The organism is Bradyrhizobium sp. ISRA430 (assembly GCF_029909975.1).
Lineage (GTDB): Bacteria > Pseudomonadota > Alphaproteobacteria > Rhizobiales > Xanthobacteraceae > Bradyrhizobium.
Genome location: NZ_CP094516.1, coordinates 6,106,952 through 6,129,073, shown reverse-complemented (window position 1 = coordinate 6,129,073; position 22,122 = coordinate 6,106,952). Strand labels below are relative to the sequence as shown.

26 protein-coding genes are annotated in these 22,122 nt (G+C 65.1%); 8 read left to right on the top strand and 18 right to left on the bottom strand.

The genetic code is table 11. The annotated features are described in order from the left end of the window. Window positions 1-114 precede the first annotated feature (114 nt). A complete protein-coding gene (locus MTX21_RS29035; RefSeq protein WP_280968055.1) occupies window positions 115-1,161 on the top strand; it encodes a hypothetical protein in 1,047 nt (348 codons plus the stop codon). A 205-nt stretch (window positions 1,162-1,366) separates the two neighbouring features. After that, window positions 1,367-2,365, top strand: coding sequence for an LLM class flavin-dependent oxidoreductase (locus tag MTX21_RS29030; protein WP_280968054.1), 999 nt, complete (start codon window positions 1,367-1,369; stop codon window positions 2,363-2,365). A 118-nt stretch (window positions 2,366-2,483) separates the two neighbouring features. On the opposite strand, the gene MTX21_RS29025 is transcribed toward MTX21_RS29030, so the two are convergent. Genes MTX21_RS29025 through MTX21_RS29000 form a run of 6 tightly spaced genes read right to left on the bottom strand, consistent with a single transcriptional unit; the run spans window position 2,484 to window position 7,101 of the window. Continuing rightward, window positions 2,484-3,359 (bottom strand): amidohydrolase family protein, encoded by an 876-nt coding sequence (locus MTX21_RS29025; RefSeq protein WP_280968053.1) that lies wholly within the window; start codon window positions 3,357-3,359, stop codon window positions 2,484-2,486. Between the two features lie 13 nt (window positions 3,360-3,372). Beyond that, window positions 3,373-3,768, bottom strand: coding sequence for a RidA family protein (locus MTX21_RS29020; protein WP_280968052.1), 396 nt, complete (start codon window positions 3,766-3,768; stop codon window positions 3,373-3,375). Between the two features lie 25 nt (window positions 3,769-3,793). After that, entirely contained in the window at window positions 3,794-4,597 is an 804-nt protein-coding gene (gene hpaH / locus MTX21_RS29015; RefSeq protein ID WP_280968051.1) for a 2-oxo-hept-4-ene-1,7-dioate hydratase, read from the bottom strand. Window positions 4,598-4,600: 3 nt separating this feature from the next. Beyond that, on the bottom strand, window positions 4,601-5,461 hold the full coding sequence (locus MTX21_RS29010) for a fumarylacetoacetate hydrolase family protein (protein ID WP_280968050.1): 861 nt from the start codon (window positions 5,459-5,461) through the stop codon (window positions 4,601-4,603). A gap of 53 nt (window positions 5,462-5,514) precedes the next feature. After that, complete coding sequence (locus MTX21_RS29005) at window positions 5,515-6,132, bottom strand: flavin reductase family protein (RefSeq protein ID WP_280968049.1); 618 nt, start codon at window positions 6,130-6,132, stop codon at window positions 5,515-5,517. A gap of 3 nt (window positions 6,133-6,135) precedes the next feature. Then, window positions 6,136-7,101 carry a tripartite tricarboxylate transporter substrate binding protein gene (locus MTX21_RS29000; protein ID WP_280968048.1) on the bottom strand — a complete coding sequence of 322 codons (966 nt, stop codon included), beginning with the start codon at window positions 7,099-7,101 and terminating at the stop codon, window positions 6,136-6,138. Window positions 7,102-7,240: 139 nt separating this feature from the next. On the opposite strand from MTX21_RS29000, the gene MTX21_RS28995 reads away from it, so the two are divergent. The 4 genes from MTX21_RS28995 to MTX21_RS28980 all read left to right on the top strand — a co-directional run bounded on the left by MTX21_RS28995 (window position 7,241) and on the right by MTX21_RS28980 (window position 10,788). Beyond that, window positions 7,241-8,035, top strand: coding sequence for an IclR family transcriptional regulator (locus tag MTX21_RS28995; protein ID WP_280968047.1), 795 nt, complete (start codon window positions 7,241-7,243; stop codon window positions 8,033-8,035). Between the two features lie 97 nt (window positions 8,036-8,132). Further along, complete coding sequence (locus MTX21_RS28990) at window positions 8,133-9,428, top strand: O-acetylhomoserine aminocarboxypropyltransferase (RefSeq protein WP_280968046.1); 1,296 nt, start codon at window positions 8,133-8,135, stop codon at window positions 9,426-9,428. A gap of 4 nt (window positions 9,429-9,432) precedes the next feature. Further along, window positions 9,433-10,215, top strand: coding sequence for an alpha/beta hydrolase (locus tag MTX21_RS28985; protein WP_280968045.1), 783 nt, complete (start codon window positions 9,433-9,435; stop codon window positions 10,213-10,215). 69 nt (window positions 10,216-10,284) lie between these two features. Beyond that, entirely contained in the window at window positions 10,285-10,788 is a 504-nt protein-coding gene (locus MTX21_RS28980; RefSeq protein ID WP_280968044.1) for a DUF6496 domain-containing protein, read from the top strand. A 43-nt stretch (window positions 10,789-10,831) separates the two neighbouring features. Here the strand turns inward: MTX21_RS28980 and MTX21_RS28975 are convergent, their stop codons facing one another. Continuing rightward, complete coding sequence (locus tag MTX21_RS28975) at window positions 10,832-11,053, bottom strand: hypothetical protein (protein ID WP_280968043.1); 222 nt, start codon at window positions 11,051-11,053, stop codon at window positions 10,832-10,834. A 387-nt stretch (window positions 11,054-11,440) separates the two neighbouring features. Between MTX21_RS28975 and MTX21_RS28970 the strand changes: the two genes are divergently transcribed. Next, complete coding sequence (locus MTX21_RS28970; RefSeq protein WP_280968042.1) at window positions 11,441-12,172, top strand: SDR family NAD(P)-dependent oxidoreductase; 732 nt, start codon at window positions 11,441-11,443, stop codon at window positions 12,170-12,172. Window positions 12,173-12,349: 177 nt separating this feature from the next. Here MTX21_RS28970 and MTX21_RS28965 read toward each other — a convergent pair whose 3' ends face one another. Genes MTX21_RS28965 through phnG form a run of 9 tightly spaced genes read right to left on the bottom strand, consistent with a single transcriptional unit; the run spans window position 12,350 to window position 19,327 of the window. After that, a complete protein-coding gene (locus MTX21_RS28965) occupies window positions 12,350-12,961 on the bottom strand; it encodes a pyridoxamine 5'-phosphate oxidase family protein (protein ID WP_280968041.1) in 612 nt (203 codons plus the stop codon). 25 nt (window positions 12,962-12,986) lie between these two features. After that, window positions 12,987-13,583 (bottom strand): phosphonate metabolism protein/1,5-bisphosphokinase (PRPP-forming) PhnN, encoded by a 597-nt coding sequence (gene phnN / locus MTX21_RS28960; RefSeq protein ID WP_280968040.1) that lies wholly within the window; start codon window positions 13,581-13,583, stop codon window positions 12,987-12,989. Beyond that, complete coding sequence (locus tag MTX21_RS28955) at window positions 13,580-14,737, bottom strand: alpha-D-ribose 1-methylphosphonate 5-triphosphate diphosphatase (protein WP_280968039.1); 1,158 nt, start codon at window positions 14,735-14,737, stop codon at window positions 13,580-13,582. The genes phnN and MTX21_RS28955 overlap by 4 nt, the downstream gene beginning before the upstream one ends. Window positions 14,738-14,751: 14 nt before the next feature. After that, the gene (phnL, locus tag MTX21_RS28950; RefSeq protein ID WP_280968038.1) at window positions 14,752-15,450 is read right to left on the bottom strand and encodes a phosphonate C-P lyase system protein PhnL; all 699 of its coding nucleotides are present in this window, start codon (window positions 15,448-15,450) and stop codon (window positions 14,752-14,754) included. 8 nt (window positions 15,451-15,458) lie between these two features. Next, window positions 15,459-16,256: a phosphonate C-P lyase system protein PhnK gene (gene phnK, locus MTX21_RS28945; protein ID WP_280968037.1), complete on the bottom strand. Its 798-nt coding sequence runs from the start codon at window positions 16,254-16,256 to the stop codon at window positions 15,459-15,461. Beyond that, on the bottom strand, window positions 16,249-17,145 hold the full coding sequence (locus MTX21_RS28940; protein ID WP_280968036.1) for an alpha-D-ribose 1-methylphosphonate 5-phosphate C-P-lyase PhnJ: 897 nt from the start codon (window positions 17,143-17,145) through the stop codon (window positions 16,249-16,251). The genes phnK and MTX21_RS28940 overlap by 8 nt, the downstream gene beginning before the upstream one ends. After that, a complete protein-coding gene (locus MTX21_RS28935) occupies window positions 17,142-18,245 on the bottom strand; it encodes a carbon-phosphorus lyase complex subunit PhnI (RefSeq protein ID WP_280968035.1) in 1,104 nt (367 codons plus the stop codon). Before MTX21_RS28935 ends, MTX21_RS28940 begins: the two co-directional genes overlap by 4 nt. Window positions 18,246-18,249: 4 nt before the next feature. Continuing rightward, window positions 18,250-18,858, bottom strand: a complete 609-nt coding sequence (gene phnH / locus MTX21_RS28930) for a phosphonate C-P lyase system protein PhnH (protein ID WP_280968034.1) — start codon at window positions 18,856-18,858, stop codon at window positions 18,250-18,252. Between the two features lie 4 nt (window positions 18,859-18,862). Continuing rightward, window positions 18,863-19,327 carry a phosphonate C-P lyase system protein PhnG gene (phnG, locus tag MTX21_RS28925; protein ID WP_280968033.1) on the bottom strand — a complete coding sequence of 155 codons (465 nt, stop codon included), beginning with the start codon at window positions 19,325-19,327 and terminating at the stop codon, window positions 18,863-18,865. 107 nt (window positions 19,328-19,434) lie between these two features. Between phnG and phnF the strand changes: the two genes are divergently transcribed. Next, window positions 19,435-20,166, top strand: a complete 732-nt coding sequence (phnF, locus tag MTX21_RS28920) for a phosphonate metabolism transcriptional regulator PhnF (protein ID WP_280968032.1) — start codon at window positions 19,435-19,437, stop codon at window positions 20,164-20,166. 168 nt (window positions 20,167-20,334) lie between these two features. Here phnF and phnE (MTX21_RS28915) read toward each other — a convergent pair whose 3' ends face one another. After that, entirely contained in the window at window positions 20,335-21,183 is an 849-nt protein-coding gene (phnE, locus tag MTX21_RS28915) for a phosphonate ABC transporter, permease protein PhnE (RefSeq protein WP_280968031.1), read from the bottom strand. Further along, window positions 21,180-22,064 carry a phosphonate ABC transporter, permease protein PhnE gene (gene phnE, locus MTX21_RS28910; RefSeq protein WP_280968030.1) on the bottom strand — a complete coding sequence of 295 codons (885 nt, stop codon included), beginning with the start codon at window positions 22,062-22,064 and terminating at the stop codon, window positions 21,180-21,182. Before phnE (MTX21_RS28910) ends, phnE (MTX21_RS28915) begins: the two co-directional genes overlap by 4 nt. Window positions 22,065-22,122 lie beyond the last annotated feature (58 nt).

The window sequence follows — 22,122 nt, the reverse complement described above, 5'->3', positions numbered from 1 at the left end:
ACGAGGCTGGGATTCGGGCGTCGGCGAGGTTGGCGTTGCGCTGTGCGCGCCTAAGTGCGTCGCAACTGATTATCGCGTCTTCCGAGCAGCCAGAAGCCAGAGCGGACGCAGCAAATGCTTACTGACATCTTTGCGAACCGATACTCAAAAACCAAGATATGGCACGCGTTTGGCGTCCCCGAACGACGCCTCATCGTACAGGGCTTTCGAATTCTGCTTGATCAGCTACGCCCCTACTATGACTCGAATGGTAGAGTTGACGCCGGCGGCAAGGCGTTTTGGCAAGACTTGCAATCAAGTATATCGATGGAATTGGGATTAGATTCTCTTTCCCCCGTTGCTTATGCATTCACGGCCCCCTCGGGGGCTTTTATGTCAGGCACCTGGGAATACGACTACATTTGCAAAAATTGGATATTGCAGAACTTCGATCCGAATACAGGCATTACTGCCGACCGCTTTATCAAGGAGCGGATTAGTTTGATTGAGATCGGTTTTCGCAAGTGCGGCGATGAAGTTGCGGCGTCGAACGCCGCCCTGCCGAACGCCGTCAAATCCGAGAGAGAACGACGCCGACGGAGCACCGGCCGGCTCGTCTTGCCGGGCGATCCCGCGGAACACCTAATCGAGATCAACAAGCGCCAAAACATACTCTATTCGGATTCTGTCATCGAGCTGAACGAGCGCTTTCGTCAGGCCGAAACTAGGCTTCACTATCACAACGGCTTCATTCAGCTCGCTGACGATGCCCTCTCTGCGGAAACAATCGAGATCCCCTTCTGGGAGTTGGTTGCCGACCCCAAATGGAGGAATGTTGATTTGGAGATGAAAGAAGCCTTCGACCGTCGCGACAACGGTTTGGGCGATGCCCCGTTCCACGCGGCAAAGGCCTTGGAAAGCACCATCAAAATCATTTCGAACGATAGGAATCTATCAACTGGAAAGGAGAGAGGTGCGGCGAACTACATTGACAATCTTGTCCGCGGGTCTCTGATTGGGGGATGGGAGGCTGACGCGCTAAAGGCCTTCTTTGCGAAAGTCCGCAATCCGTTGGGTCATGGTGCAGGAGATTCGTTTGCGCCCGCCCTGAATCCAGTTCAGTCCGACTGGGCGATCGAAGCATGTATGAGTTGGTCAAAAGCTCTTATTCGCCGCCTATAAGGCCTTCCCGAGACCAAGGCATTGGTACCCTCTCCATTGGCAATGGAAAGGTCGACAGCTCAATCCTGCCCGGCAGCACCACTCTTATACCATGCACAGCAATTTTGGATGGCGTCGTTGCCCAAATGGGTGACCGGCCGCGTGCCGCGGACACTACATGTTAAGCTTACAAGCGCGCATAATTGCGCAACTCCGGTGTCCTCGCATGATCCCATTCTCCGTGCTCGACCTCGCCCCCATCCGCCAAGGTGGCGATGCGGCGCAGGCGTTTGCCAATTCGCTCGATCTCGCCCAGCATGCCGAGGCTTGGGGCTACAAACGGTTCTGGCTGGCCGAGCATCACAACATGACCGGCATCGCCAGCGCCGCGACGTCGGTGGTGATCGCCCATGTCGCAGGCGGCACCAAGACGATCCGCGTCGGCTCCGGCGGCATCATGCTGCCGAACCATTCGCCTCTGATCATCGCTGAGCAGTTCGGCACGCTGGAGTCGCTGTATCCGGGGCGGATCGATCTCGGGCTCGGGCGTGCACCGGGCACTGACCAGTTCACCGCGCGAGCGCTGCGGCGCGACCTCGCCACGGCTGCCGAAAATTTTCCGCATGACGTCTTGGAATTGCAGGCGCTGCTCGGCGACGTGCAGCCAAACCAGGCCATCCGCGCCGTGCCCGGCATGGGGCTCAAGGTGCCGCTCTGGATCCTCGGCTCGAGCACGTTCGGCGCACAGCTCGCGGCGATGCTTGGCCTGCCCTTCGCGTTCGCCTCGCACTTCGCACCTGGCATGATGATGCAGGCGCTGAGCGAATACCGGTCGCGCTTCGAGCCGTCCGCGCAGCTCGACCGGCCCTATGCGATGATCGGCGTCAACGTGTTCGCCGCCGACAGCGACACTGATGCGCAGCGCATGTTCTCCTCGCTGCAGCAGCAGTTCATCAATTTGCGCCGCGGCACGCCTGGGCCCCTTCCGCCGCCGGTCGACGACATGGACGCGTTATGGTCGCCTGCGGAGAAGGCCGGCGTCGGCCAGTCGCTCGCCTGCTCCGTAGTCGGCTCGCCCGCAGTCATCGAGCGCGGGCTGAAGGCGTTGATCGATCAGACCGGCGCGGACGAATTGATGACGACGGGACAGATCTACGATCACGCCGCGCGGCTTCGCTCCTTCGAGATCGCTGCCGAGGTGCGCGACAGGCTGGGGGCGCCTTGAAGCGAAGATGTTGATATCGGCGAAGACGAAGGCGCACTCGCGCTAAACACTCCGCTGTCGTCCTGGCAAAAGCCAGGACGATATCGAATTTGCCGCCGCGACCTAATTTCGTCACGCTCTAATCCGGAAAGCCGAACAGCTTGGCCGGATTGTGCACCATGATCTTTTCCAGCGTCGCCTGGTCCGGGGCATAGCGGTACATCAGTTCGATCAGGTCGGCATCATTGGGCGGCTGCTTCACCGAGACCGGATGCGGCCAGTCGCTGGCCCAGACGCAACGGTCGGGTGCGGCCTCGATATAGCTGCGCGCGATCGGGATCACGTCGTCGTAAGGAGGGCCGGCCTGCGAGGTCTTCTCGCCAAGCGACAACATGACCCAGAAATTGCCCTTGGCGAGCAGCTCGAGCATCTTGCGCAGATTGGGGTCGTCCTTGCCGCGCACGGGCTCGGGCCGCGCCATGTGGTCAATCAGCACGGGCACATCGAGCTTCTCGTACTTCGCGACGCTTGAGACGATGCCGTCCTTCTCGGGTTGGATCTTGACATACCAGCCGAGCTCGCGGATTCGCGCAATCGCACGGGCGAAGTCCTGATCCGAGAGCACGGCGCCGAGTTCCTGGCGAAAGCTGAAGCGCGCGCCGCGGACGCCTGCGTCATCCAGCTTCGCAAGGTACGCGTCGCTCGCTTCGGCGAAGACCAAGGCGTTGGCGCAGCCGCGATAGTTCGGTCCCATGGCGGCGAGCCCGTCGAGCACAACGGAATGATCCGCGCCATAGGTCGTGGTCTGCACGATGATGCCGCGCTCGATGCCGAGCGTCTTGTGCATGCGCAGCGCCGCCTCCCAAGTCGCCGACGGCATCTGATAGGCCGCACCGGGGCGGATCGGATATTTGTCCAGCGGACCCAGCACGTGAAACTGGCTGTCGACTGTCTTCGGCGGCGGCGCCTTGAGCGGGCGGCGCGGATTGGGGTCGAACGGCAGATAGGTCGGCATGCGCAATGCTCCTTCAGTCGATCACGGCGGTGAAGTCGCACTGCACCAGCGCGCCGCCATCCATGTTGTCCATCGGCAGCGCGTGGCGCGCCGGGCGCGAATGTTCGTCCGGAAACATCTTCAACCACTCGGCGTTGACCGGGCCGCGCTGCGAGCGATCCTTCAGCCACACCGTCATCTTGATGATGTCATCGGTGGTGCCGCCGGCGGCCTCCACCGTCGCCTTCATATGCGCGAACATGTTGGCGCATTGGGCCTCCAGGCTCTCCGGCATGGAGCCGGTCGCGCCATCGCGGCCGAGGATGACGCCCGACATCACGAGATTGCCGATACGGCAGGCGTTCGGAATCGGATTGGCGTGCTTGAAGCCGCCGATGTGAATGCTCTTGCGCCGCGTATGACCCGTCATCGTTCGCTTCCTCTTGCTTGTTGGTTCAGACAAACTGGCACGACACCGAACCGAACCCGCCATAGTCGGCGTGGAACGTGTCGCCGCGGCGGATGTCGACCGGCCGCGTGAACGATCCCGCCAGCACGACCTCGCCGGCGGCGAGATATTCGTCGTGTGGCGCGAGCCGGTTGGCGAGCCAGGCGATCCCGTTGGCGGGATGGTTGAGCACGCCGGCGGCAAGCCCGGTCTCCTCGACCTCGCCGTTGCGGAACAAGAGCGCGCCGATCCAGCGCAAGTCGGCATCCATCGGGCGGAACGGCCGCCCGCCCAGCACGAGCGCGGCGTTCGCGGCATTGTCCGAGATCGTGTCCATGACCTTGCGGGTCTTGCCGGTTTCGGGATCGACGCGGTGCATGCGCGTCTCCAGGATCTCGAGCGCCGGCGTCACGTAGTCGGAGGCGTTGAGCACGTCGAAGATGGTGCAGTCCGGCCCGCGCAGCGGCGCTTTCAGCACGAAGGCGAGCTCGACCTCGATTCTTGGCGCGTGAAAGCGATCGAACGGAATGGGGCCGGCGTCCGCATAGAACATGTCGGCGAACAGCACGCCGTAATCGGGCTCAGTGATGCCGACCGCATTCTGCATCGCCTTCGAGGTCAGGCCGATCTTGTGACCCCTGATGACGCGGCCGCGGCCGAGCTGGAGCTTGGTCCAGGCGCGCTGGATGGCATAGGCGTCCGCGATGGTGATGCCGGGATGGTCCTTCGAAAACATCGGGATCAGCGTCTTGGTGCGCTCGGCCTCGTCCAGGCTGTTGGCGAGACGTTCAATCGTGGCGACATCGAGCACGGCTTAACTCTCCGCCGCCACTGTATTGCTGAGCACGCCGATGCGGCGCGACTCGACCTCGACGACGTCGCCGACCTTAAGCCATCGTGGTGGATCAAAACGCGCGCCGGCCCCGGTCGGCGTGCCCGTCACGATCATGTCGCCCGGCTTCAGCGTGGCGAAGGTGGAGAGATAGGAGATCAGGAAGTCGAACGGGAACATCAGCCGTTCGGTCGTATCCTGCTGGCGCACCTCGCCGTTCACGCGCGTGACGATGTCGTGCGGACCGCGCGGATCGAGCTCGTCCGCCGTGACGATCCACGGGCCGATGCTGCCGGAGCGATCGAAATTCTTGCCCTGCGTGACGTTGAACTTGCCGTGGCGCAGCCAATCCCGCACGGTGCCCTCGTTGCACAGCGTCATGCCGAAGATGTGCGACCAGGCTTTTTCGCGTGGAATGTGTCGGCCGCCTTGGCCGATCACGATGACCAGCTCGCCCTCGTAATCAAGCTGCTCCGACACGTTCGGCTTCTCGATCGACTGGCCAGAGCCGGTCATCGAGGACATGCTGCGCACGAACAGGCTCGGATATTTTGGCAGATCGGAATTGTCTTTGTATTCCGCGTTGCGCTCGGCGTAGTTGACGCCGATGCACCAGAGCTTTTCCGGCGCGAGCACCGGCGGGAGCAGGACCAGGTCCGCAAGCGCATAGTCGGGCTTCTGCCCGGCCACCGCTTCTTGCGCATCGGCGAGCGCATTGGCCGCAATCAGCGCCTTCACATCGGAGAAGTCCCGGCCAATCCGCCTGGTCAGATCGACGATACCGCCTTCGACGGCCGCGCCGTAACGCAGCTCCCCGTCCACCTGATAGCTCAGCAGTCGCATTGTCGTTCTCCCAAATTATTCAGGCGGCGCGACGGGTATGCGCCGGCCCGCGCTCAATCGGTCGATTTCGGAGTCTGGAAGACGGTGTGCAGCGTCACGATCTCGCCGAGACGGGCATAGCGCGGCCCGCCAATGCGGGCGATCGGGTCGAGCGCCTCGGTCTCGACCTTGCCGTTGGTCAGAAGGCCGTCGCGGAGGTGGAACATCACGACCTCGCCGACGATGAGCCGGCTGCGGGCTTCTCCGAATTCGAGGCACTGCCGGAAGCGGCATTCCATCGCGACCGGCGCGGCGGCGAGCCGCGGCACCTTGATGCGCTCGCTGGGATGCGTCTCGAGGCCAAGCGCCTCGACCTCGCTGACCTCGGGCGGATGCTCGATGGAGCTGTCGTGCACCGCATTCATCAGCGGAGTGTCGGCGATGTGAATCACGTATTCCTCGGTATCGAGGATGTTGTGCGCGGTGTCCTTGTAGTCGCTTCCCTTGCGGCCGACGCTGATGGCGAGCATCGGCGGCTTCTGCGAGACGAAGGTGAAGGCGCTGAAAGGCGCGAGATTGAGCACGCCGTTCCGCGACAGGCTGGTCACCCAGGCGATCGGGCGCGGCACCACGATGCCGGTCATCAGCCGATAGATGCGCTCTGCGCCGAGATCGCTAGGATCGATCTGCATCGCTCAGTCAGCCCTGATGTTGGCCTTGCGCACGATCGGAATCCACTTGGCATCCTCGCGCTCCAGATAGGCCGTGAACTCGGCCGGCGTCATCGGAACCGCTTCCGCTCCGAGCTTGTCGAACTTGTCCACCACGCCGGGGTCTTTGAGGATCGCCACCAGCGTCTCATGCAGCTTGTCCACGACCGGCGCCGGCGTGCCGGCAGGCGCGAACAGGCCGGTGAAGGTCTGGGCATCGAAATCCTTGTAGCCAAGCTCGGCGAAGGTCGGCACGTCAGGCAGCGCTTTCAGGCGATGCGGGCTGGTGACGGCAAGCGCGCGGAACAGGCCGGTCTTGATGTATTGCAGGCTGACCGAAAGCTGGTCGAAGGCGAACTGCACCTGGCCGCCGAGCAGGTCGTTGGTCGCCGGCGCATTGCCGCGGTAATGCGCGGTGACCCATTGCAGGCCAAGGCTGGACTGCATCAATTCGCTGAGGAGATGGTTGGTGGTTCCCGGACCGGGCGAGGCCATCGTCAGCTTGCCAGGCTCGCGCTTGGCAAGGTCGAGAAACTCCTTGAAGTTCGCAGCCTGGACGGATGGGTGGACCTCGAGCACCAGCGGCGTCATCGAGATGGTCGAGATGGGGAGGAAATCCCGCTTCCAGCTATAGGCGTCGCGCTTGTTGATCTCGGTCGCGAACAGCACCGGACCGTTGGCGCCGACGAACAGCGTGTAGCCGTCGTTCGGCGATTTCGCGAAGGCTTCGCCAGCGATCATGCCGCCGGCACCGGCCTTGTTCTCGATGATGAAGGGCTGGCCGAGCCGCTCCTGAAGCTTGTCGGCGACAATGCGAGCCGCGCTGTCGACATTGCCGCCGGCCGGATAGGGCACGATCAGCTTGACATTGCGCGCCGGCCATTGCTGGCCCGACGCGGGACCCGCCAGCATCGCCGCCACCGCAGCCATGGCTATCCAGAGCAGTCTCATCTCAGCCTCCCACGAGCGGATCCGGGGCCGCCCTCTTCTCAAAAGTCCATCGGCGCCGTGCGCAGCGCCTCCGATCCAACGCAATGTGTCGATTCCGGACTTTACCTGTCGACCGAATTATGCGGTTCTTGTCCATATTATGGACAAGACACCCGGCCTCTCCGCGGAACCGCGACGGGGCGCGCAGGCGATCCGGCGCGCGCTCGCGGTGCTGCGCATTCTTGCCGCAGGCCGCGAGGACGGTGTGCCGCTGACCGAGGTCGTGCAGGTCACCGGCCTCACCCGTCCGACGGTGCATCGCATCGTCCACGTGCTGATCGAGGAAGGTATAGTCGAACGGCAGGGCAAGACCGGCCGTTACGCGATCGGCAACCAAGTGCCGGAATTGGCGCTGGCCCGCGCCCGGCCTTCGCCGCTGCTGGTTGCGGCAGGCCCTTCGCTGCGGCGCGCATCCGCCGACATCGGCGACACGCTGTTCCTGACGGTGCGGACCGGAAACGACACGCTGTGCGTCGACCGCAGGATCGGCGCCTATCCGATCCAGGTGCTATCGATCGAGGTCGGCGCGCGCCGGCCGCTCGGCGTCAGCAGCGCGGGCGTCGCGATCCTTGCCGCAATGGCGGCGCAGGACGCGCGAAAAGTCGTCGCGGCCAACGAGAAGCGGTTCGACGCCTACCGCACCGATGTCGCGACCGTGCTCGCCCAGGTCACCGCAGCGCGGCGGCGGGGATACAATTTGCGCGAGATCGGCTTGGTGCAGGGCACGAAATCGATCTCCACCTGGATCAAGACTCCCGACGGGCGGCCCGCCGCGGCAATGACCGTCTCCGCCGTGCGGACGCGGCTCGGCCCCCGCCGTGAGCAGGAAGTCGTGGACATCCTGCTGCGCGAGGCCCGCGCCATCGAGCAGAACATCCGGAGTGGGTTTGGCTAGCGCTGCGCGGCGTCGCACCGCGCTGTCAATGGGCTGACGCGGCGCGCCGATTTGTGGCACAAGGGCCGCCTCTCTCGACCGACCAACGAGGCCACGCATGCCCGCGCCCAAGCCGCCAGCCTTTGAGACCCTGAGCCTGCATGCGGGCCAGCATCCGGATCCAGTGACCGGCGCCCGAGCGGTGCCGATCTACCAGACCACGTCCTACGTGTTCCAGGATTCCGATCACGCGGCGGCGCTGTTCAACCTCGAGCGGGCCGGCCACATCTATACCCGCATCTCCAATCCGACCACGGGCGTGCTCGAGGAGCGTCTCGCGGCGCTGGAAGGCGGCGTTGGCGCAATCTGCACCGCAAGCGGTCAGGCGGCGATGCATCTGGCCATCGCCACGCTCCTCAATGCCGGCGACCACATCGTGGCGTCGAGCTCGCTCTATGGCGGCACGATCAACCTGCTCGCGCACACGCTGCCACGCTTCGGCATCACCACGACATTCGTGAAGCCACGCGACCTCGACGCCTTCCGCTCGGCGCTCAAGCCGAACACAAAACTCGTGATCGGCGAGACCATCGGCAATCCCGGGCTCGAGGTGCTGGACATTCCGAAGGTCGCGGCCATCGCGCATGATGCGAAAATCCCCCTGCTGATCGACAACACCTTTGCCACGCCCTATCTCAGCCGCCCGATCGAGCTAGGGGCCGACATCGTCATGCATTCGGCGACCAAATGGATCGGCGGACACGGCATCGCGATCGGCGGCGCCGTCATCGACGGCGGCCGCTTCGACTGGCGCGCGTCGGCCAAGTTCGGCGTGCTGACGGAGCCCTATGGCGGCTATCACGGCATCGTCTTCGACGAGCAATTCGGCACCGCCGCCTTCATCATGCGCGCACGCACGGAGGGCTTGCGCGATTTCGGCGCCTGCCTGTCGCCGACCAATGCGTTCCAGCTCCTGCAGGGCGTGGAGACGCTCGGCGTGCGCATGGACCGCCACATGCAGAACACGCATCTGGTGCTGGAGGCGCTGAAGGCCAACAAGGCGGTCGACTGGGTGCTGCACCCTTCGCTGGAGAATCACCCCGACTACCGGCTTGCCAAGCAGCTTCTGCCGCGCGGCGCCGGCTCGATCGTCTCCTTCGGCATCAAGGGCGGGCGAGCCGCCGGCCGCAAATTCATCGAGTCGCTGCGCATGATCAGCCATCTCGCCAATGTCGGCGATGCCAAGACGCTGGTGATCCATCCCGCCAGCACCACGCATCAGCAGATGGATGCCGAGCAGCTCAAGGCCGCCGGCGTCGGCGAGGAGCTGGTGCGGTTGTCGGTCGGCATCGAGACGGCCTCCGACATCATTGACGATCTCGCCCAAGCGCTGCGCATCTCGCAAAAGGTCTGAAGCCATGAAGCTCTCCGTCAACGGCGCCGAGGTGTTTGTCGCGACCGGCGGCCGCGAATTCGACAAGTCCCTGCCCGCGGTGGTGTTCATCCATGGCGCAGGCTTCGACCATTCGACCTGGGCGCTGCACACGCGCTGGTTCGCGCACCATGGGTTTGGCGTGCTGGCGCCTGACCTGCCCGGCCATGGCCGTTCGGCCGGCCCCTCGCTCCCAGGCATCGCGGAGATGGCTGACTGGACGGCTGCGCTGCTCGACGCCGCCGGCGCGGCCAAGGCGCATCTGATCGGCCACTCCATGGGATCGCTGATCTCGCTGGAGACCGCCGCGCGGCATCCCGACAGGGTCTCCGCGCTGAGCCTGATCGGCACCGCCGCGACCATGACGGTCGGACCGGATCTCCTAAAGGCCGCCGAAGCCAACGATCAGGATGCCATCGACATGGTCTCGATCTGGGGTCTCGGCTTCAAGGCCGAGCTCGGCGGCAGCCTCGCGCCGGGCCTGTGGATGCATGGCGGCGCGCAGGCGGTGCTTAAAGCTTGCGAGCCGGACGTGCTGTTCAGGGACCTATCCGCCTGCAATTCCTATACGAATGCCCTCACCGCTGCCGCCAGCGTCAAGGTGCCGACCACGCTCATCCTGGGCGAACGGGACATGATGACGCCGGCGAAGGCCGGCAAGGCGCTCGCGGCGGCGATCCCGCATGCGAGGACCGTCGTGGTGCCGGGCGCAGGCCACATGATCATGGCCGAGCGTCCCGACGAATTGCTGGCGGCGCTGAGGAACTGAGACGGATCAATCTTCCGTCTGATGCGTTGCGGTCAGATATCCCTGTAAATCCAAAGGGGAACTCGACCCATGCCAAGACAGGAAGTCGTTCGCAAAGCCAAGCAGGACAAGCGCACGGGCAAGTCGCCGAGCACGCAGGCCGGCGAATTCGTCAAGGACGAGATCGACAAGATCAGGAAGGGCAAGCATGGCGCGCGCTCGACGCGCCAGGCCATCGCCATCGGTCTCTCCGAGGCGCGGCGCGCCGGCGTCGATCTGCCGCCGCCACGCAAAGGGCGGACCAAGAAGGCTACGCGCCGCAGCGCCAAATACGCCTATGAGGCCGGCCAGGGCAAGCGGCATCCGAAGAAGCGACCGCGCGTGTCGCGCGCGGTGGAAGGAGTCCTGAAGAAGGAGCCGCGATCAGCCGCATCGCGCCGCGCGCTGTCGAAGCAAGGCAAGCGCGCCGCGAGCCATCGCAGCGCCGCGTCGCGTTCGGCCGCCGCGCGCAAGGCCAGCCGCACCAAGGGCGCCAAGGCCCGCTCCACCGCCGCGAAGAAGGCGGCACGCACCAGGGCACGCCGCCGGCGTTGAGCAGGTGCACCGGCTCACGCGCCAGACGCCCCGAGCCGGCGGCTCAGATGGCGAGAAATGAAGAGTTCGCCCGCTGACGCCGTTCCGAGAACACCGCGCGAGCGGCGCGCTCGGCCTCGCGAGCTGAGCGGAACTGGCGACCTTCGAGGCTGTCGAACAGGCGCTCGGATGAGAAGAAGCGGAAGCCGCGCGCATCCCGGGTAATGATGCCGGCGGCGCGATCGTGAATTTCGATGATGTAGGCGTTCGACTGGGCTTGGGACATGGCTGCTCGTTCGTCGCGGATGCGACGTTCCTGTCGGTTGTTTGCGGTGGGGATTGCTAGGCGGCTGCGGTCAGCAACAACAGGCGCCGGTCGCCGCGGAGAAACAGCGTCGCGTCATGCACTCATGCATGTCGCCCCAAATACGCTGGTGATCGCTTCTCATGTCGCGGCTTCGGCTCTGGGAGCAGTTTCGATGCCTCGAATATCGAGCGATCGGCGCGATTGGTCAATGAAATGGCTATCCATATTTGCACCCCGCACATATCGGTGCTTCTCTCGGCGCAAACGGCGGCAATTGGATTCATCTCGCGATGAGTTCAATTCGGGCGAGCCACCGGCGTGGTACGGTCTGACCGGCAGGCGACGAACGAGAAGGACGGTCGGGACATGGCGGACAATTTGAAAGGGCATACCGCGCTCGTCACCGGCGGCTCGCGCGGGATCGGCGCGGCGGTCTGCCGCGCATTGGCCGAGGCCGGCGCGGCCGTGGCAATCAACTGCCGCGAGCGGATCGGACAGGCCGAGCAATTGGCGAACGAGATCAGCAAACGTGGCGGTCGCGCAATCGCCGTGGCCGCCGACGTGTCGCAGCGCGAGGCCGTCGCCGGAATGATCGAGCACGTAGCGGCGGTGCTCGGCCCCGTCGACATCCTCGTCAACAATGCCGGCATCGCCATCACGCGCGGCGTCGATGATCTCACCGAAGACGATTTCGACCGCACGATGCTCGTCAACCTGAAATCCGCCTTCCTGTGCACGCAGGCGGTGCTACCGGCGATGCGCGCGCGGAAATGGGGCCGCATCGTCAACATCTCCTCCGGTGCGGCGCGAGGCGCCGGCGCGATCGGGCCGCACTACAATGCGTCGAAGGCCGGCGTGGAGGGTCTGACGCGCGGCTATGCAGCACGCCTGGTGAAGGAAGGAATCACCGTCAATGCGGTGGCACCCTCGCTGATCGAGACCGACATGATGAGCGGTCAGCCGCAACTCGTCAGCCGCATCCCGCTCGGCCGCTTCGGCACCGCGGACGAGGTCGCCAAGGCCGTGATGCTGCTGGTCGACAACGCCTACATGACCGGACAGACGGTCGCGCTCAGCGGCGGGATGGCGTTTAATTGAGCCGATTTGCGATCTCTCTTCCCTTCTCCCCTTGTGGGAGAAGGTGGCGCGAAGCGCCGGATGAGGGGTCTCTATCGGCGAACTCGATCGCGAGAGGTCAAGCGCGGCGACAAACCCCTCACCCGTCTCGCCGCTTTGCGGCGAGCCACCCTCTCCCACAACAAGGGGAGAGGGAAACTACCACATCGTCGCCGCGGCGCGCTCGGGCCAGATGCGGTCGTATTCTTCGCCGCCGACCTTGTTCTGGCTCATCTCGGCGAGAATCTGGCCGGGTGTCGGCAGCGTCTTCGGATCGACGCGCCTGTCGGGATTCCAGAGGTCGGAGCGGACGATGGCTCGGGCGCACTGGAAATAAATCTCCTCCACCGTCATCACCATGACGCTGCGCGGCGCCTTGCCGTCGACCTTGAAAGAGGCCAGCAGCTCGGGATCGACGGAGAGATGGGCACGGCCGTTGACGCGGATCGCGTTGCCCGAGCCGGGGATCAGGAACATCAACGCGACGCGCGGATCGCGCACGATGTTGCGCAGGGAATCGACCCGATTGTTGCCGCGGCGATCCGGCAGCATCAGTGTCTTCGGATCATGAATCCGGACGAAGCCGGGCAGATCGCCGCGCGGAGAGCAGTCGATGCCCTCCGGCCCTATGGTCGCGAGTGCCGCGAACGGCGCCTTCTCGATGAAGATGCGATAAAGCGGCGTAACATGGTCGGCGACTTTCACGGTCGAGGCGTCGTTGGTGACACCGTAGATGGCTTCGAGTTGTTCGACCGTTTCAATCACCGACATTCCATTCTCCTGGTTGCGCCGGCCGCTACTCGTGCCAGCCTTCGTTCCTGATCACGCGCACGAGCTGGCGGCCGTGGTACTCGGCGCTGCCGGCATTGACGATAGTGACATCTGCCTGCGCTGCCGTCTCCTCGACGCTGCGGGCGAGCCGCTCCGCGATGTTGCCATCGCTGAGTCGTGCCCGCGCGGCGAGCCGCTGGGCCAGCACGTCCGGCGGCGCCGTGATCGCGACCACCACGACATTGGCATAAGCGCCGCGCAGCTCGCCAATCACCGTGCGCGAGACATTAATGACGACCGTCCGACCCGCACGGATGTCGTCGTTGATTTCGCGCGGCAGGGCGTAGCAATGCCCGTGCGCCTGCCAATGCACGGCGAAATCGCCGTGGTCGAGGGCGCGCCGGAATTCGTCGGGACTGACAGCCAAATTGTCTTCGGCCACCGACGATTCCCGCGTCACGACACGGCGGGGGAAGGCGACGTTGTGATCGTCGATGCAGGCTGCTTGTGCGAGCCGCAGCAACGTGTCCTTGCCTGCGCCGCTCGGACCGACCACGAGGACAAGCCGTCCCGGCCCGATCGCGGACGCCTGCTCCTGCGCAATCGCCACTATCTCGCTCATGCGACGCGGCTTCCTTCACGCCAGACGCTGCGGACCGCGGGAACGCGGCCGGCAAGGTGTACACGGATCAGGTCGGCGCGCTTGCCGATCGCAATCTCGCCGCGATCGGAGAGCCCGACCGCGTCCGCCGGGGCCTTGGTCACGGTGCGGATCGCCGCGGGCAGATCGATCGCCGGCACATGCTCCGGCAGTTGCAGTGCCGCCATCAGCAGGCTGGAGGGGATGTAGTCGGACGACAGGATGTCGAGCAGACCCTCGCGCGCGAGGTCGACCGCAGCGATGTTGCCGGAGTGCGAGCCGCCACGCACGACGTTGGGCGCGCCCATCAGGATATCGATGCCGGCCCGATGGAGCCCGCGCGCGGCCTCGATCGTGGTCGGGAATTCCGCCACCGCCACGCGGTCGCGCACGGCGTCCGCGACGTTCTCCTCGGTGGTGTCGTCATGGCTCGCCAACGGGATGCCATGTTCATGCGCCAGCGCCACGATCGCGCGCATGTTGGTCGTGGCGTAGGCCTTCTGGTACTCGAAGCGCCGCGCGAACAGCGCGTCGAGCTCGGCATCGGTCTTGCCGCCGCCCTTGCCGCGATAATAGTCGCGCAGCTTGACCTCGTCGCGGAACTGGCGCTGGCCGGGAGTGTGGTCCATCAGCGACATCAGCCGCACATCGGGGCGGTCGACCAGCTCCTTGGCCTCCTCGACCACGCTCGGCATCGGGATTTCGCAGCGCAGATGCAGGAAGTGATCGGCGCGCAGCAGATTGTTCTCGCGCGCGACCGAGATCGCCGCCGCGAGCGTGCCCGCTCGGCCATCGACCTCCTCGGCGCCGTCCTCGCGCCAGACCCGCAGCGAATCGAGCACGGTGGTGATGCCCGAAGTGGCGAGCTGGCCGTCATAGGAGAGGACAGCCGCGACCGGATCCCAGAACACCTTTGGGCGCGGCACGTAGTGCGCCTCGAGATGGTCGGTGTGGAGCTCGATCAGGCCGGGCGTGAGCAGATCGCCGCCGGCATCCTCCGCGCCCGCGGGCGCCCTGCCCTCGCCGATCTCGGCGATGCTCCCGTCCGCAACGGCAACCCAGCCCCGTTCGATCACCCGGTCGGCCAGCACGATCCTGGCGTTGGCGATCACGGTTTCATTCGGCTTGGCGTTCATGTCCTTCTCGTCCTTCAGGCCGCGGCGGCAAAGGTGGTGACGTCGACGATGCGGTCGGCGATCAAATGGCGGATCTCGTCGTCATGGACAATCGCGACCATTGCGACGCCGCGGCGCTTCTTCTCGCCGATCAGCTCGACTACCACGGCGCGATTAGCGGCATCGAGGGAGGCGGTCGGTTCGTCGAGCAGCAGGATCGGCAGGTCCGAAATGAAACCGCGCGCGATGTTGACGCGCTGCTGCTCGCCGCCGGAAAACGTCGCCGGCGGAAGCTGCCAGAGCCGTTCGGGAATGTTGAGCCGATGCAGCAGGCCGCCTGCGCGCTGCTGCGCGTCGGCACGCGCCATACCACCAGCGATCAGGGGCTCGGCGACGACGTCGATGGTGGCAACCCGCGGCACCGCGCGCAGAAACTGGCTGACATAACCGATGGTCGAACGGCGGACGTTGAGGACCTGCCGCGGTTCGGCGGTGGCGAGGTCGATCAGCCCGCCGCGGTGGCGAATGCCGATGCGGCCGGAGTCGCAGCGATAGTTCCCGAATATCATCTTCAGGATCGACGACTTGCCTGCACCGGACGGACCGGACAGCACGACGCATTCGCCGGGATCGACGTGGAAGGTCACGCCGCGGACCACTGGCAGCTCGATGCCGCCTTGCAGGTGCATCGTAAAGGTCTTCTTGGCATCGGCGATGTCGATCATGGCAGTCATCGGCGGGCTCATGGCGGCAGAATCGAGGAAACGAGGAGTTGGGTGTAGGGCTCGCGCGGATCGTCGAGCACCTGGTCGGTGAGGCCGGTCTCGATGACACGGCCGCCCTTCATCACCATCACGCGATGCGACAACAGCCGCGCGACCGCGAGATCGTGGGTGACGATGACGACGGCGAGGTGCAGTTCGGCGACGAGGTTGCGCAACAGATCGAGCAGGCGGGCCTGCACGGAGACGTCGAGGCCGCCGGTCGGCTCGTCCATGAACACAAGGCGCGGCTCGGTAACGAGATTGCGGGCGATCTGGAGGCGCTGGCGCATGCCGCCGGAATAGGTACGCGGCGCATCGTCGATGCGCGCGACGTCGATCTCGACCCGCGTCAGCCAGTCGGACGCGGTGTCGCGGATACGGCCGTAGTGATTCCAGCCCACCGCCATCAACCGCTCGCCGACATTGGCGCCGGCCGAGACCGCCATGCGCAGGCCCTGCGCCGGATCCTGGTGCACATAGCCCCAATCGGTGCGGAACAGAAAGCGCCGCTCAGCCTCGCCAAGCGTCGCAAGGTCACGCCTGACGCCATCGCGCATCCGGTAGGACACGCAGCCCCCGCTCGGCGCGAGCTGGCCCGACAACAATTGCAGCAGCGTCGACTTGCCCGAGCCGGATTCGCCGACGATCGCCAGCACCTCGCCCGGATAGAGCGCAAAGGAGACGTCGCGGCAGGCGGCGATCCTGCCGTAGGATTTGCTCAAGGCCTCCGCGATCAGCAGCGGCTGATCGTTCTCGACCTTCTCCTGGTCAACCATTTGATCCCCCTTGCGCCCTCTCCTTGTAAGGCGCGGCACTCAGGCTGCCGTGATGGCCGGCGGCCTGGCGGCCCTCGCAATAATCGGTGTCCGAGCACACGAACATGCGTCCGCCCCTGTCGTCGGTGACGATCTCGTCGAGGTAGGAATTTTCCGCCCCGCACAGCGCGCAAGGCGCGTTGAAGCGGTAGGGCTCGAACGGATGGTCCTCGAAATCGAGCGATACCACCTGCGTGTAGGGCGGGATCGCATAGATGCGCTTCTCGCGGCCGGCGCCGAAGAGCTGCAGCGCCGGGCAGTTATCCATCTTCGGATTGTCGAATTTCGGCGTCGGCGACGGGTCCATCACATAGCGCGCGTTCACCTTCACCGGATAGGCGTAGGCGGTCGCGATGTGACCGAAGCGGGCGATGTCCTCGTAGAGCTTCACATGCATCAGGCCGTATTCGCCGAGCGCATGCATGCGCCGCGTCTCGGTCTCGCGCGGCTCGAGGAAGCGTAGCGGCTCGGGAATCGGCACCTGGTAGACCAGCACCTGATTTTCTTGCAGCGCCGCCTCGGGGATGCGGTGACGGGTCTGGATCACGGTCGCATCTTCCGTCGCGGTCGTCGTGGCAACTCCGGCGGTCTTGGCGAAGAATTTGCGGATCGAGATCGCGTTCGTGGTGTCGTCGGAACCCTGGTCGATCACCTTCAGCACGTCCCGAGGACCGAGGATCGCCGCGGTCACCTGCACGCCGCCGGTGCCCCAGCCATAGGGCATCGGCATTTCGCGGCTGGCAAACGGCACCTGATAGCCGGGGATTGCGATCGCCTTGAGGATCGCGCGACGGATCATCCGTTTGGTTTGTTCGTCGAGATAGGCGAAATTGTAGGCAGGCGCGTTCATTCCGCGGCCTCCTTCATCGGCTCGACCGCATTGGCCTCTGCGAATTCCTGACGCAGCTTGCGCAGCAGGCCGAGCTCGGACTGGAAGTCGACATAGTGCGGCAGCTTCAGATGCTCGACGAAGCCGGTCGCCTGGACGTTGTCCGAATGCGACATCACGAATTCCTCGTCCTGCGCCGGCGCCCCCACCTCCTCGCCGAGCTCGCGCGCCCGGAGCGCACGGTCGACCAGCGCCATCGACATGGTCTTGCGCTCGCTCTGGCCGAAGGCGAGGCCATAGCCGCGGGTGAAGCACGGCGCCTCGGTGGCCGAACCCTTGAACTGGTTGACCATCTGGCATTCGGTGAGTTCGATAGCGCCGAGCGGCACCGCGAAACCGACGTCCTCCGCGAAGAATTCGACCTCGACTTCGCCAAACCGGATCTCGCCGGCGAAAGGATGGTTGCGGCCGTAGCCGCGCTGGGTTGAATAGCCCATCGCCAGCAGAAAGCCTTCGTCACCGCGCGCCAGATTCTGCAGGCGCAGGTCGCGATCGGCCGGGAAGTTCAGCGGCTCGCGCGTGAGATCGCCGACGCTTGCGCCCTCTTCGGCTTGCGGCGAGGACTCGATCAGTCCGTCGCGGCCCAGAATGTCGGTCACACGCGGCGTGGCCGCGGGCGACGCTTCCGCCGTCGCCGGCACCTCCGGTACAAATCCCTCTGCCAGAGTCGGATCGAGCAGGCGATGCGTATAGTCGAAGGTCGGCCCGAGAATCTGGCCGCCCGGAATGTCCTTGAAGGTCGATGATACCCGCCGCTGCACCCGCATCGCGCCGGTGTCGATCGGCTCGCTCGCGCCGAAGCGCGGCAGGGTGGCGCGAAAGGCGCGGACCAGGAAGATCGCCTCGATCAGATCGCCGCGCGCCTGCTTGATCGCGCGCGCCGCGAGCTCGCGGTCATAGAGCGACCCCTCGCTCATGACGCGGTCGACGGCGAGGCCGAGCTGCTCGGATATCTGATCGAGCGTGACCTCCGGAACGCTCCGGTCGCCGCGCCGCGCATGGGCCAGCAGGCGATGGGCGTTCTCGATGGCGCGTTCGCCGCCTTTGACTGCGACATACATGCTTCTAGTTTCCCTTGTTCGCGACACGCGTGGTGCGCGGGATCGCAACCACGGCTTCTTCCGCGACCAGCACCACGTCGATGCCGCGCGGGAACAGCGCCTCGTTGATGCGCAGCCGCTCGAACAGATCGGCAGGCCGGATCGCCGCCTGGAGCGTCGCAACCCCATCGATTCCCGGGCCACGCAGCTCGAAAGCGCGCCCCGCGTCGAGGCTGTCGACTTGAAGGATCAGTGTGGTTGAACGATCCGGATACTCGCTGGAGCCGAGCGCAAAGCGCTCGAGCGGCGGCAGCGCCGAACCGTCGGCGATCAGCGCGAAAGCGGCAATCGAGGAATCCTGCACGACCGGCGCGCCGGTGTGAAACTTCAGCCACTTCACCGTGTCGGAACTTTCCGACATCCGTGCATCAAGCCAGAGCGGCGTATCGTGATCGAACAGCGTCAGCGCGATCGCGGCCGTGCCGCGCATCATTGCGCCAGGCGTCCCCGCCGCCGGCACGATGCGCTGGACCGAACCCGGACGCGCCATCGCATCCATGACGGAGCGAAATGTCGATTGCGCCGACAAGACCTTGTCGGCGAACCCCGGCGGCAATTCCGCAATCCTGGTCATGGCCTCATCCCTCACCGCGCACCATTGTGTAGAAATCAACCTTCGTTGCGGCGGTCTCCTCCGCCACACTCTTGCGTCGTGCCAGAAGATCCTCGCGCAGCGGCGCAATGACGTCCCGCTCAACAGCCGCACCGAAATCCCTCGACTGCACCAGCGCGTCACACAGCGCGATCAGCCTCGCCTTCTCGCGGTCGCGTCCCAGCGTGTAGCCGAAGCCGACCTCGCCGCTCGCAAGCCGCACCGCCGCGCGCGACACCGTCGCTTCGCCGAGATTGAACGGCGCACCGTCACCGCCGACCCGGCCGCGCAGCATCACAAGGCCGTTTTCGGCCTCGCGCAGATCCTGATGGTCCGGCAGGGCGAGAGTACGGAGGCGAGCGGCGATCTCGCCCGCCTCCGCGTGCGCCAGCACGGCCATCGCGGCCTTGCGCTGGGCTTGCTGGTCGTTGTGCTGGGTCACCGGATCCACCGAACTTGCCGAATTCAAGTTGTCTATGATAATAGACAACTTGATAAGGGAAGGCCATGACTGTTTCGTGACAAGTGTATGATTTGTGGGATAGCCTGCCCGGCGACATGAGTATGCAGGACACCGCCTCTTCCGGCGTCGCGTTGTGGCGCCTCGTGGCCGACGGCATCGAGCGCGGCATTGCCGACGGCCGCTTTGCCGCCGGGGAAAAGCTGCCGGGCGAGATGGAGATCGCTGAAACTTATCGCGTGAACCGCCACACCGTACGGCGCGCGCTCGCGGCACTTGCGGAGCGCGGCCTGGTGCGGGCCGAGCGCGGCAGCGGAACCTATGTCGAGGCGCAGCGCCTTGCCTACCCGCTGCGTTCGCGCACGCGCTTCTCCGAGATCGTCGGCGCCGGCGGTCGCGAGCCGCGCGGTCAGTTGATCGGGGCGTCGCAGGACGTCGCAACGCGTGAACTGGCGCGAGAGCTCGGCCTGAAGGTCGGCGCACCGCTGGTCCGGATCGAGGCTATACGCCTCGCCGATCGCACGCCGATCTGCGTCTCCACCACCTGGCTGTCAGCAGAGCTGTTTCCGAATGCAGGAACCGTGTTCGCGGCCACGCGCTCGATGACAAAACTGCTCGAGCATTACGGCGTCCGCGACTATCACCGCGGCGCGACCCGGATCACGGCCGGCATCGTGGATGCGACCGACGCCGCGCGGCTCGATCTGGCGCTCGGCCGGCCGATCCTCGTGGTCGACGCAACCGACCTCGATCTCGACGGCAAGCCGCTGGTGACCAAGCACTCGCGTTTTGCCGCGGAGCGCGTCGAGTTTCTGGTGGAGAACGGGTGAAGTGCCTGTTCTCCCTCTCCCCGTTCTTACGGGGAGAGGGTTGGGGTGAGGGGCTCTATCCACGAAAACGGTGCGAGTGAGACTCGCGGAAGCTCCCCCTCACCCGGATGGCATCTTCGATGCAATCCGGCCTCTCCCCGCAGGCGGGGAGAGGCGAAGGAAAACACGCTAAGCCACCGCCCGCCGCCCGATGATGGCGAAGCGGAGTTTTCCCGAGATGAAATCGATCGCGGCGACCGCAACCAGGATCATCAGGATCAGGAACGATACCTTCTGCCATTCCAGCACGCGGATCTGCTCGGCGAGCTGGAGGCCGATGCCGCCGGCACCGACGATGCCGATGATGGTGGCCGAGCGCGTGTTCGATTCGATGAAATAGAGCACCTGGCCGGCGATCACCGGCAGCACCTGCGGCATCAGGCCGAACCTGATCTCGTGCAGCGCACTGCCGCCGGAGGCGCGGATCCCTTCGACCTGCTTCTGGTCGGCACCCTCGATCGCCTCCGAGAACAGCTTGCCGAAGGCGCCGAAATCCGACACCGCGATCGCGAGCACGCCGGCGAACGGACCGAGGCCGACGACATTGATCCAGACCAGCGCCCAGATCAGCGTATCGACGCCACGGATCGAATCGAGGAAGCGCCGCACCGGAAAGCGCAGGATATTCGACGGCACCACGTTCCGCGCGGCAAGCAGGCTCACGGGAAGCGCGAACAGCGCGGCGAGCGTGGTACCGAGCAGCGCGATCGACAACGTCTCGCCCAGCGCCTGCAGATAGATCGGCAGAGACGAGCCGGGATCCGGCGGGATCATCATCAGGCTGATCCAGCCGAGCTGACCGAGACCGGCGACGAAGCGCGACGGCGAGAAATCGAGATCGACGAGGCCATACACCAGAAGCGCGAGCGCCGCGGCAATCATCGCCGGGGTCGCAAGGCGCGCCGAAGCCGGCCGCTCGAACACATCGGGATAGCGCGCGCGAAGCTGTGCGGTGTCGACCTCCTGAGGCTTGCTCACGTCCGCGCCTCCTTGCCGAACAGGCGGCTGCGCAGCCAGCCGGTCGTGATGTCGATGATGAAGACCGTCACGATGATGGTGAGCAGGATCGCGCTGACGTCCGAATAGTAGAACTTGCGGATTGCGACGACGAGCTCCTGACCGATGCCGCCGGCGCCGACGAAGCCCATCACGGAGGCTTCGCGGACGTTGATCTCGAAGCGCAGCAGCGCGTAGCTGGCATAGCCCGCGGTCACCTGGGGCACGACGGCGAAGCGCATGCAGGAGAGCCAGCTCGCGCCGGTCGAGCGGATGCCCTCGACCGGCTTCATGTCGGCGTTCTCGACGATCTCCGAGAACAGCTTGCCGAGCGCACCGGTGGAGTGGATCGCGATCGCGAGCACACCCGCCATCGGCCCGAGGCCGAAGGCGATGACGAAGACCAGGGCAAACACGATGCCCGGGACGGTGCGAGCGAATTCGAGCAGGCGCCGTACCACGAAGCGCAGCCAGGGCGCCGGCGAGGTGTTCTCCGCCGCGACGAAGTTCAGGGCAAAGGCGAGGGTCGCGCCGATCAGCGTGCCGACATAGCTGATCAGCAGGGTCTCCGCCAACATCTTCAACCATTTGCGCCAGCCCCACAGCCACTCGCCAACATCGGTCCAGACGCGCTGGCCGCTGTCGAGCGTGAGAATGCGATCGAAATAGCTGACGAAGTTGCCGAAATAGGTGAAGAGAGTGCGCAGGTTCACTTCCGCGCCAATCGCTGACAGGACCAGAGCGGAAATGAATAGTGCAATCCCAAGCAGGAGACGAAGCCGCTTGCGCGTCACTGCCTGGCGATAGGCGGCATCGAGCGCGGCCAATTGCTGTTCGGGAAGGATCGAAACCGCGAGCGTCATTTGATCAGGGAGCGTGACCCGTCAAAAGAGAAGGAGCCGGGTCCCTCGACCCGGCTCC

What these genes read in the sequence shown, in the direction of transcription:
- MTX21_RS29035 (WP_280968055.1), top strand. Translation starts at nt 115, where the DNA reads ATGCTTACTGACATCTTTGCGAACCGATACTCAAAAACCAAGATATGG.
- MTX21_RS29030 (WP_280968054.1), top strand. Translation starts at nt 1,367, where the DNA reads ATGATCCCATTCTCCGTGCTCGACCTCGCCCCCATCCGCCAAGGTGGC.
- MTX21_RS29025 (WP_280968053.1), bottom strand. Translation starts at nt 3,359, where the DNA reads ATGCCGACCTATCTGCCGTTCGACCCCAATCCGCGCCGCCCGCTCAAG.
- MTX21_RS29020 (WP_280968052.1), bottom strand. Translation starts at nt 3,768, where the DNA reads ATGACGGGTCATACGCGGCGCAAGAGCATTCACATCGGCGGCTTCAAG.
- MTX21_RS29010 (WP_280968050.1), bottom strand. Translation starts at nt 5,461, where the DNA reads ATGCGACTGCTGAGCTATCAGGTGGACGGGGAGCTGCGTTACGGCGCG.
- MTX21_RS29005 (WP_280968049.1), bottom strand. Translation starts at nt 6,132, where the DNA reads ATGCAGATCGATCCTAGCGATCTCGGCGCAGAGCGCATCTATCGGCTG.
- MTX21_RS29000 (WP_280968048.1), bottom strand. Translation starts at nt 7,101, where the DNA reads ATGAGACTGCTCTGGATAGCCATGGCTGCGGTGGCGGCGATGCTGGCG.
- MTX21_RS28995 (WP_280968047.1), top strand. Translation starts at nt 7,241, where the DNA reads ATGGACAAGACACCCGGCCTCTCCGCGGAACCGCGACGGGGCGCGCAG.
- MTX21_RS28990 (WP_280968046.1), top strand. Translation starts at nt 8,133, where the DNA reads ATGCCCGCGCCCAAGCCGCCAGCCTTTGAGACCCTGAGCCTGCATGCG.
- MTX21_RS28985 (WP_280968045.1), top strand. Translation starts at nt 9,433, where the DNA reads ATGAAGCTCTCCGTCAACGGCGCCGAGGTGTTTGTCGCGACCGGCGGC.
- MTX21_RS28980 (WP_280968044.1), top strand. Translation starts at nt 10,285, where the DNA reads ATGCCAAGACAGGAAGTCGTTCGCAAAGCCAAGCAGGACAAGCGCACG.
- MTX21_RS28975 (WP_280968043.1), bottom strand. Translation starts at nt 11,053, where the DNA reads ATGTCCCAAGCCCAGTCGAACGCCTACATCATCGAAATTCACGATCGC.
- MTX21_RS28970 (WP_280968042.1), top strand. Translation starts at nt 11,441, where the DNA reads ATGGCGGACAATTTGAAAGGGCATACCGCGCTCGTCACCGGCGGCTCG.
- MTX21_RS28965 (WP_280968041.1), bottom strand. Translation starts at nt 12,961, where the DNA reads ATGTCGGTGATTGAAACGGTCGAACAACTCGAAGCCATCTACGGTGTC.
- phnN (WP_280968040.1), bottom strand. Translation starts at nt 13,583, where the DNA reads ATGAGCGAGATAGTGGCGATTGCGCAGGAGCAGGCGTCCGCGATCGGG.
- MTX21_RS28955 (WP_280968039.1), bottom strand. Translation starts at nt 14,737, where the DNA reads ATGAACGCCAAGCCGAATGAAACCGTGATCGCCAACGCCAGGATCGTG.
- phnL (WP_280968038.1), bottom strand. Translation starts at nt 15,450, where the DNA reads ATGACTGCCATGATCGACATCGCCGATGCCAAGAAGACCTTTACGATG.
- phnK (WP_280968037.1), bottom strand. Translation starts at nt 16,256, where the DNA reads ATGGTTGACCAGGAGAAGGTCGAGAACGATCAGCCGCTGCTGATCGCG.
- MTX21_RS28940 (WP_280968036.1), bottom strand. Translation starts at nt 17,145, where the DNA reads ATGAACGCGCCTGCCTACAATTTCGCCTATCTCGACGAACAAACCAAA.
- MTX21_RS28935 (WP_280968035.1), bottom strand. Translation starts at nt 18,245, where the DNA reads ATGTATGTCGCAGTCAAAGGCGGCGAACGCGCCATCGAGAACGCCCAT.
- phnH (WP_280968034.1), bottom strand. Translation starts at nt 18,858, where the DNA reads ATGACCAGGATTGCGGAATTGCCGCCGGGGTTCGCCGACAAGGTCTTG.
- phnF (WP_280968032.1), top strand. Translation starts at nt 19,435, where the DNA reads ATGAGTATGCAGGACACCGCCTCTTCCGGCGTCGCGTTGTGGCGCCTC.
- phnE (WP_280968030.1), bottom strand. Translation starts at nt 22,064, where the DNA reads ATGACGCTCGCGGTTTCGATCCTTCCCGAACAGCAATTGGCCGCGCTC.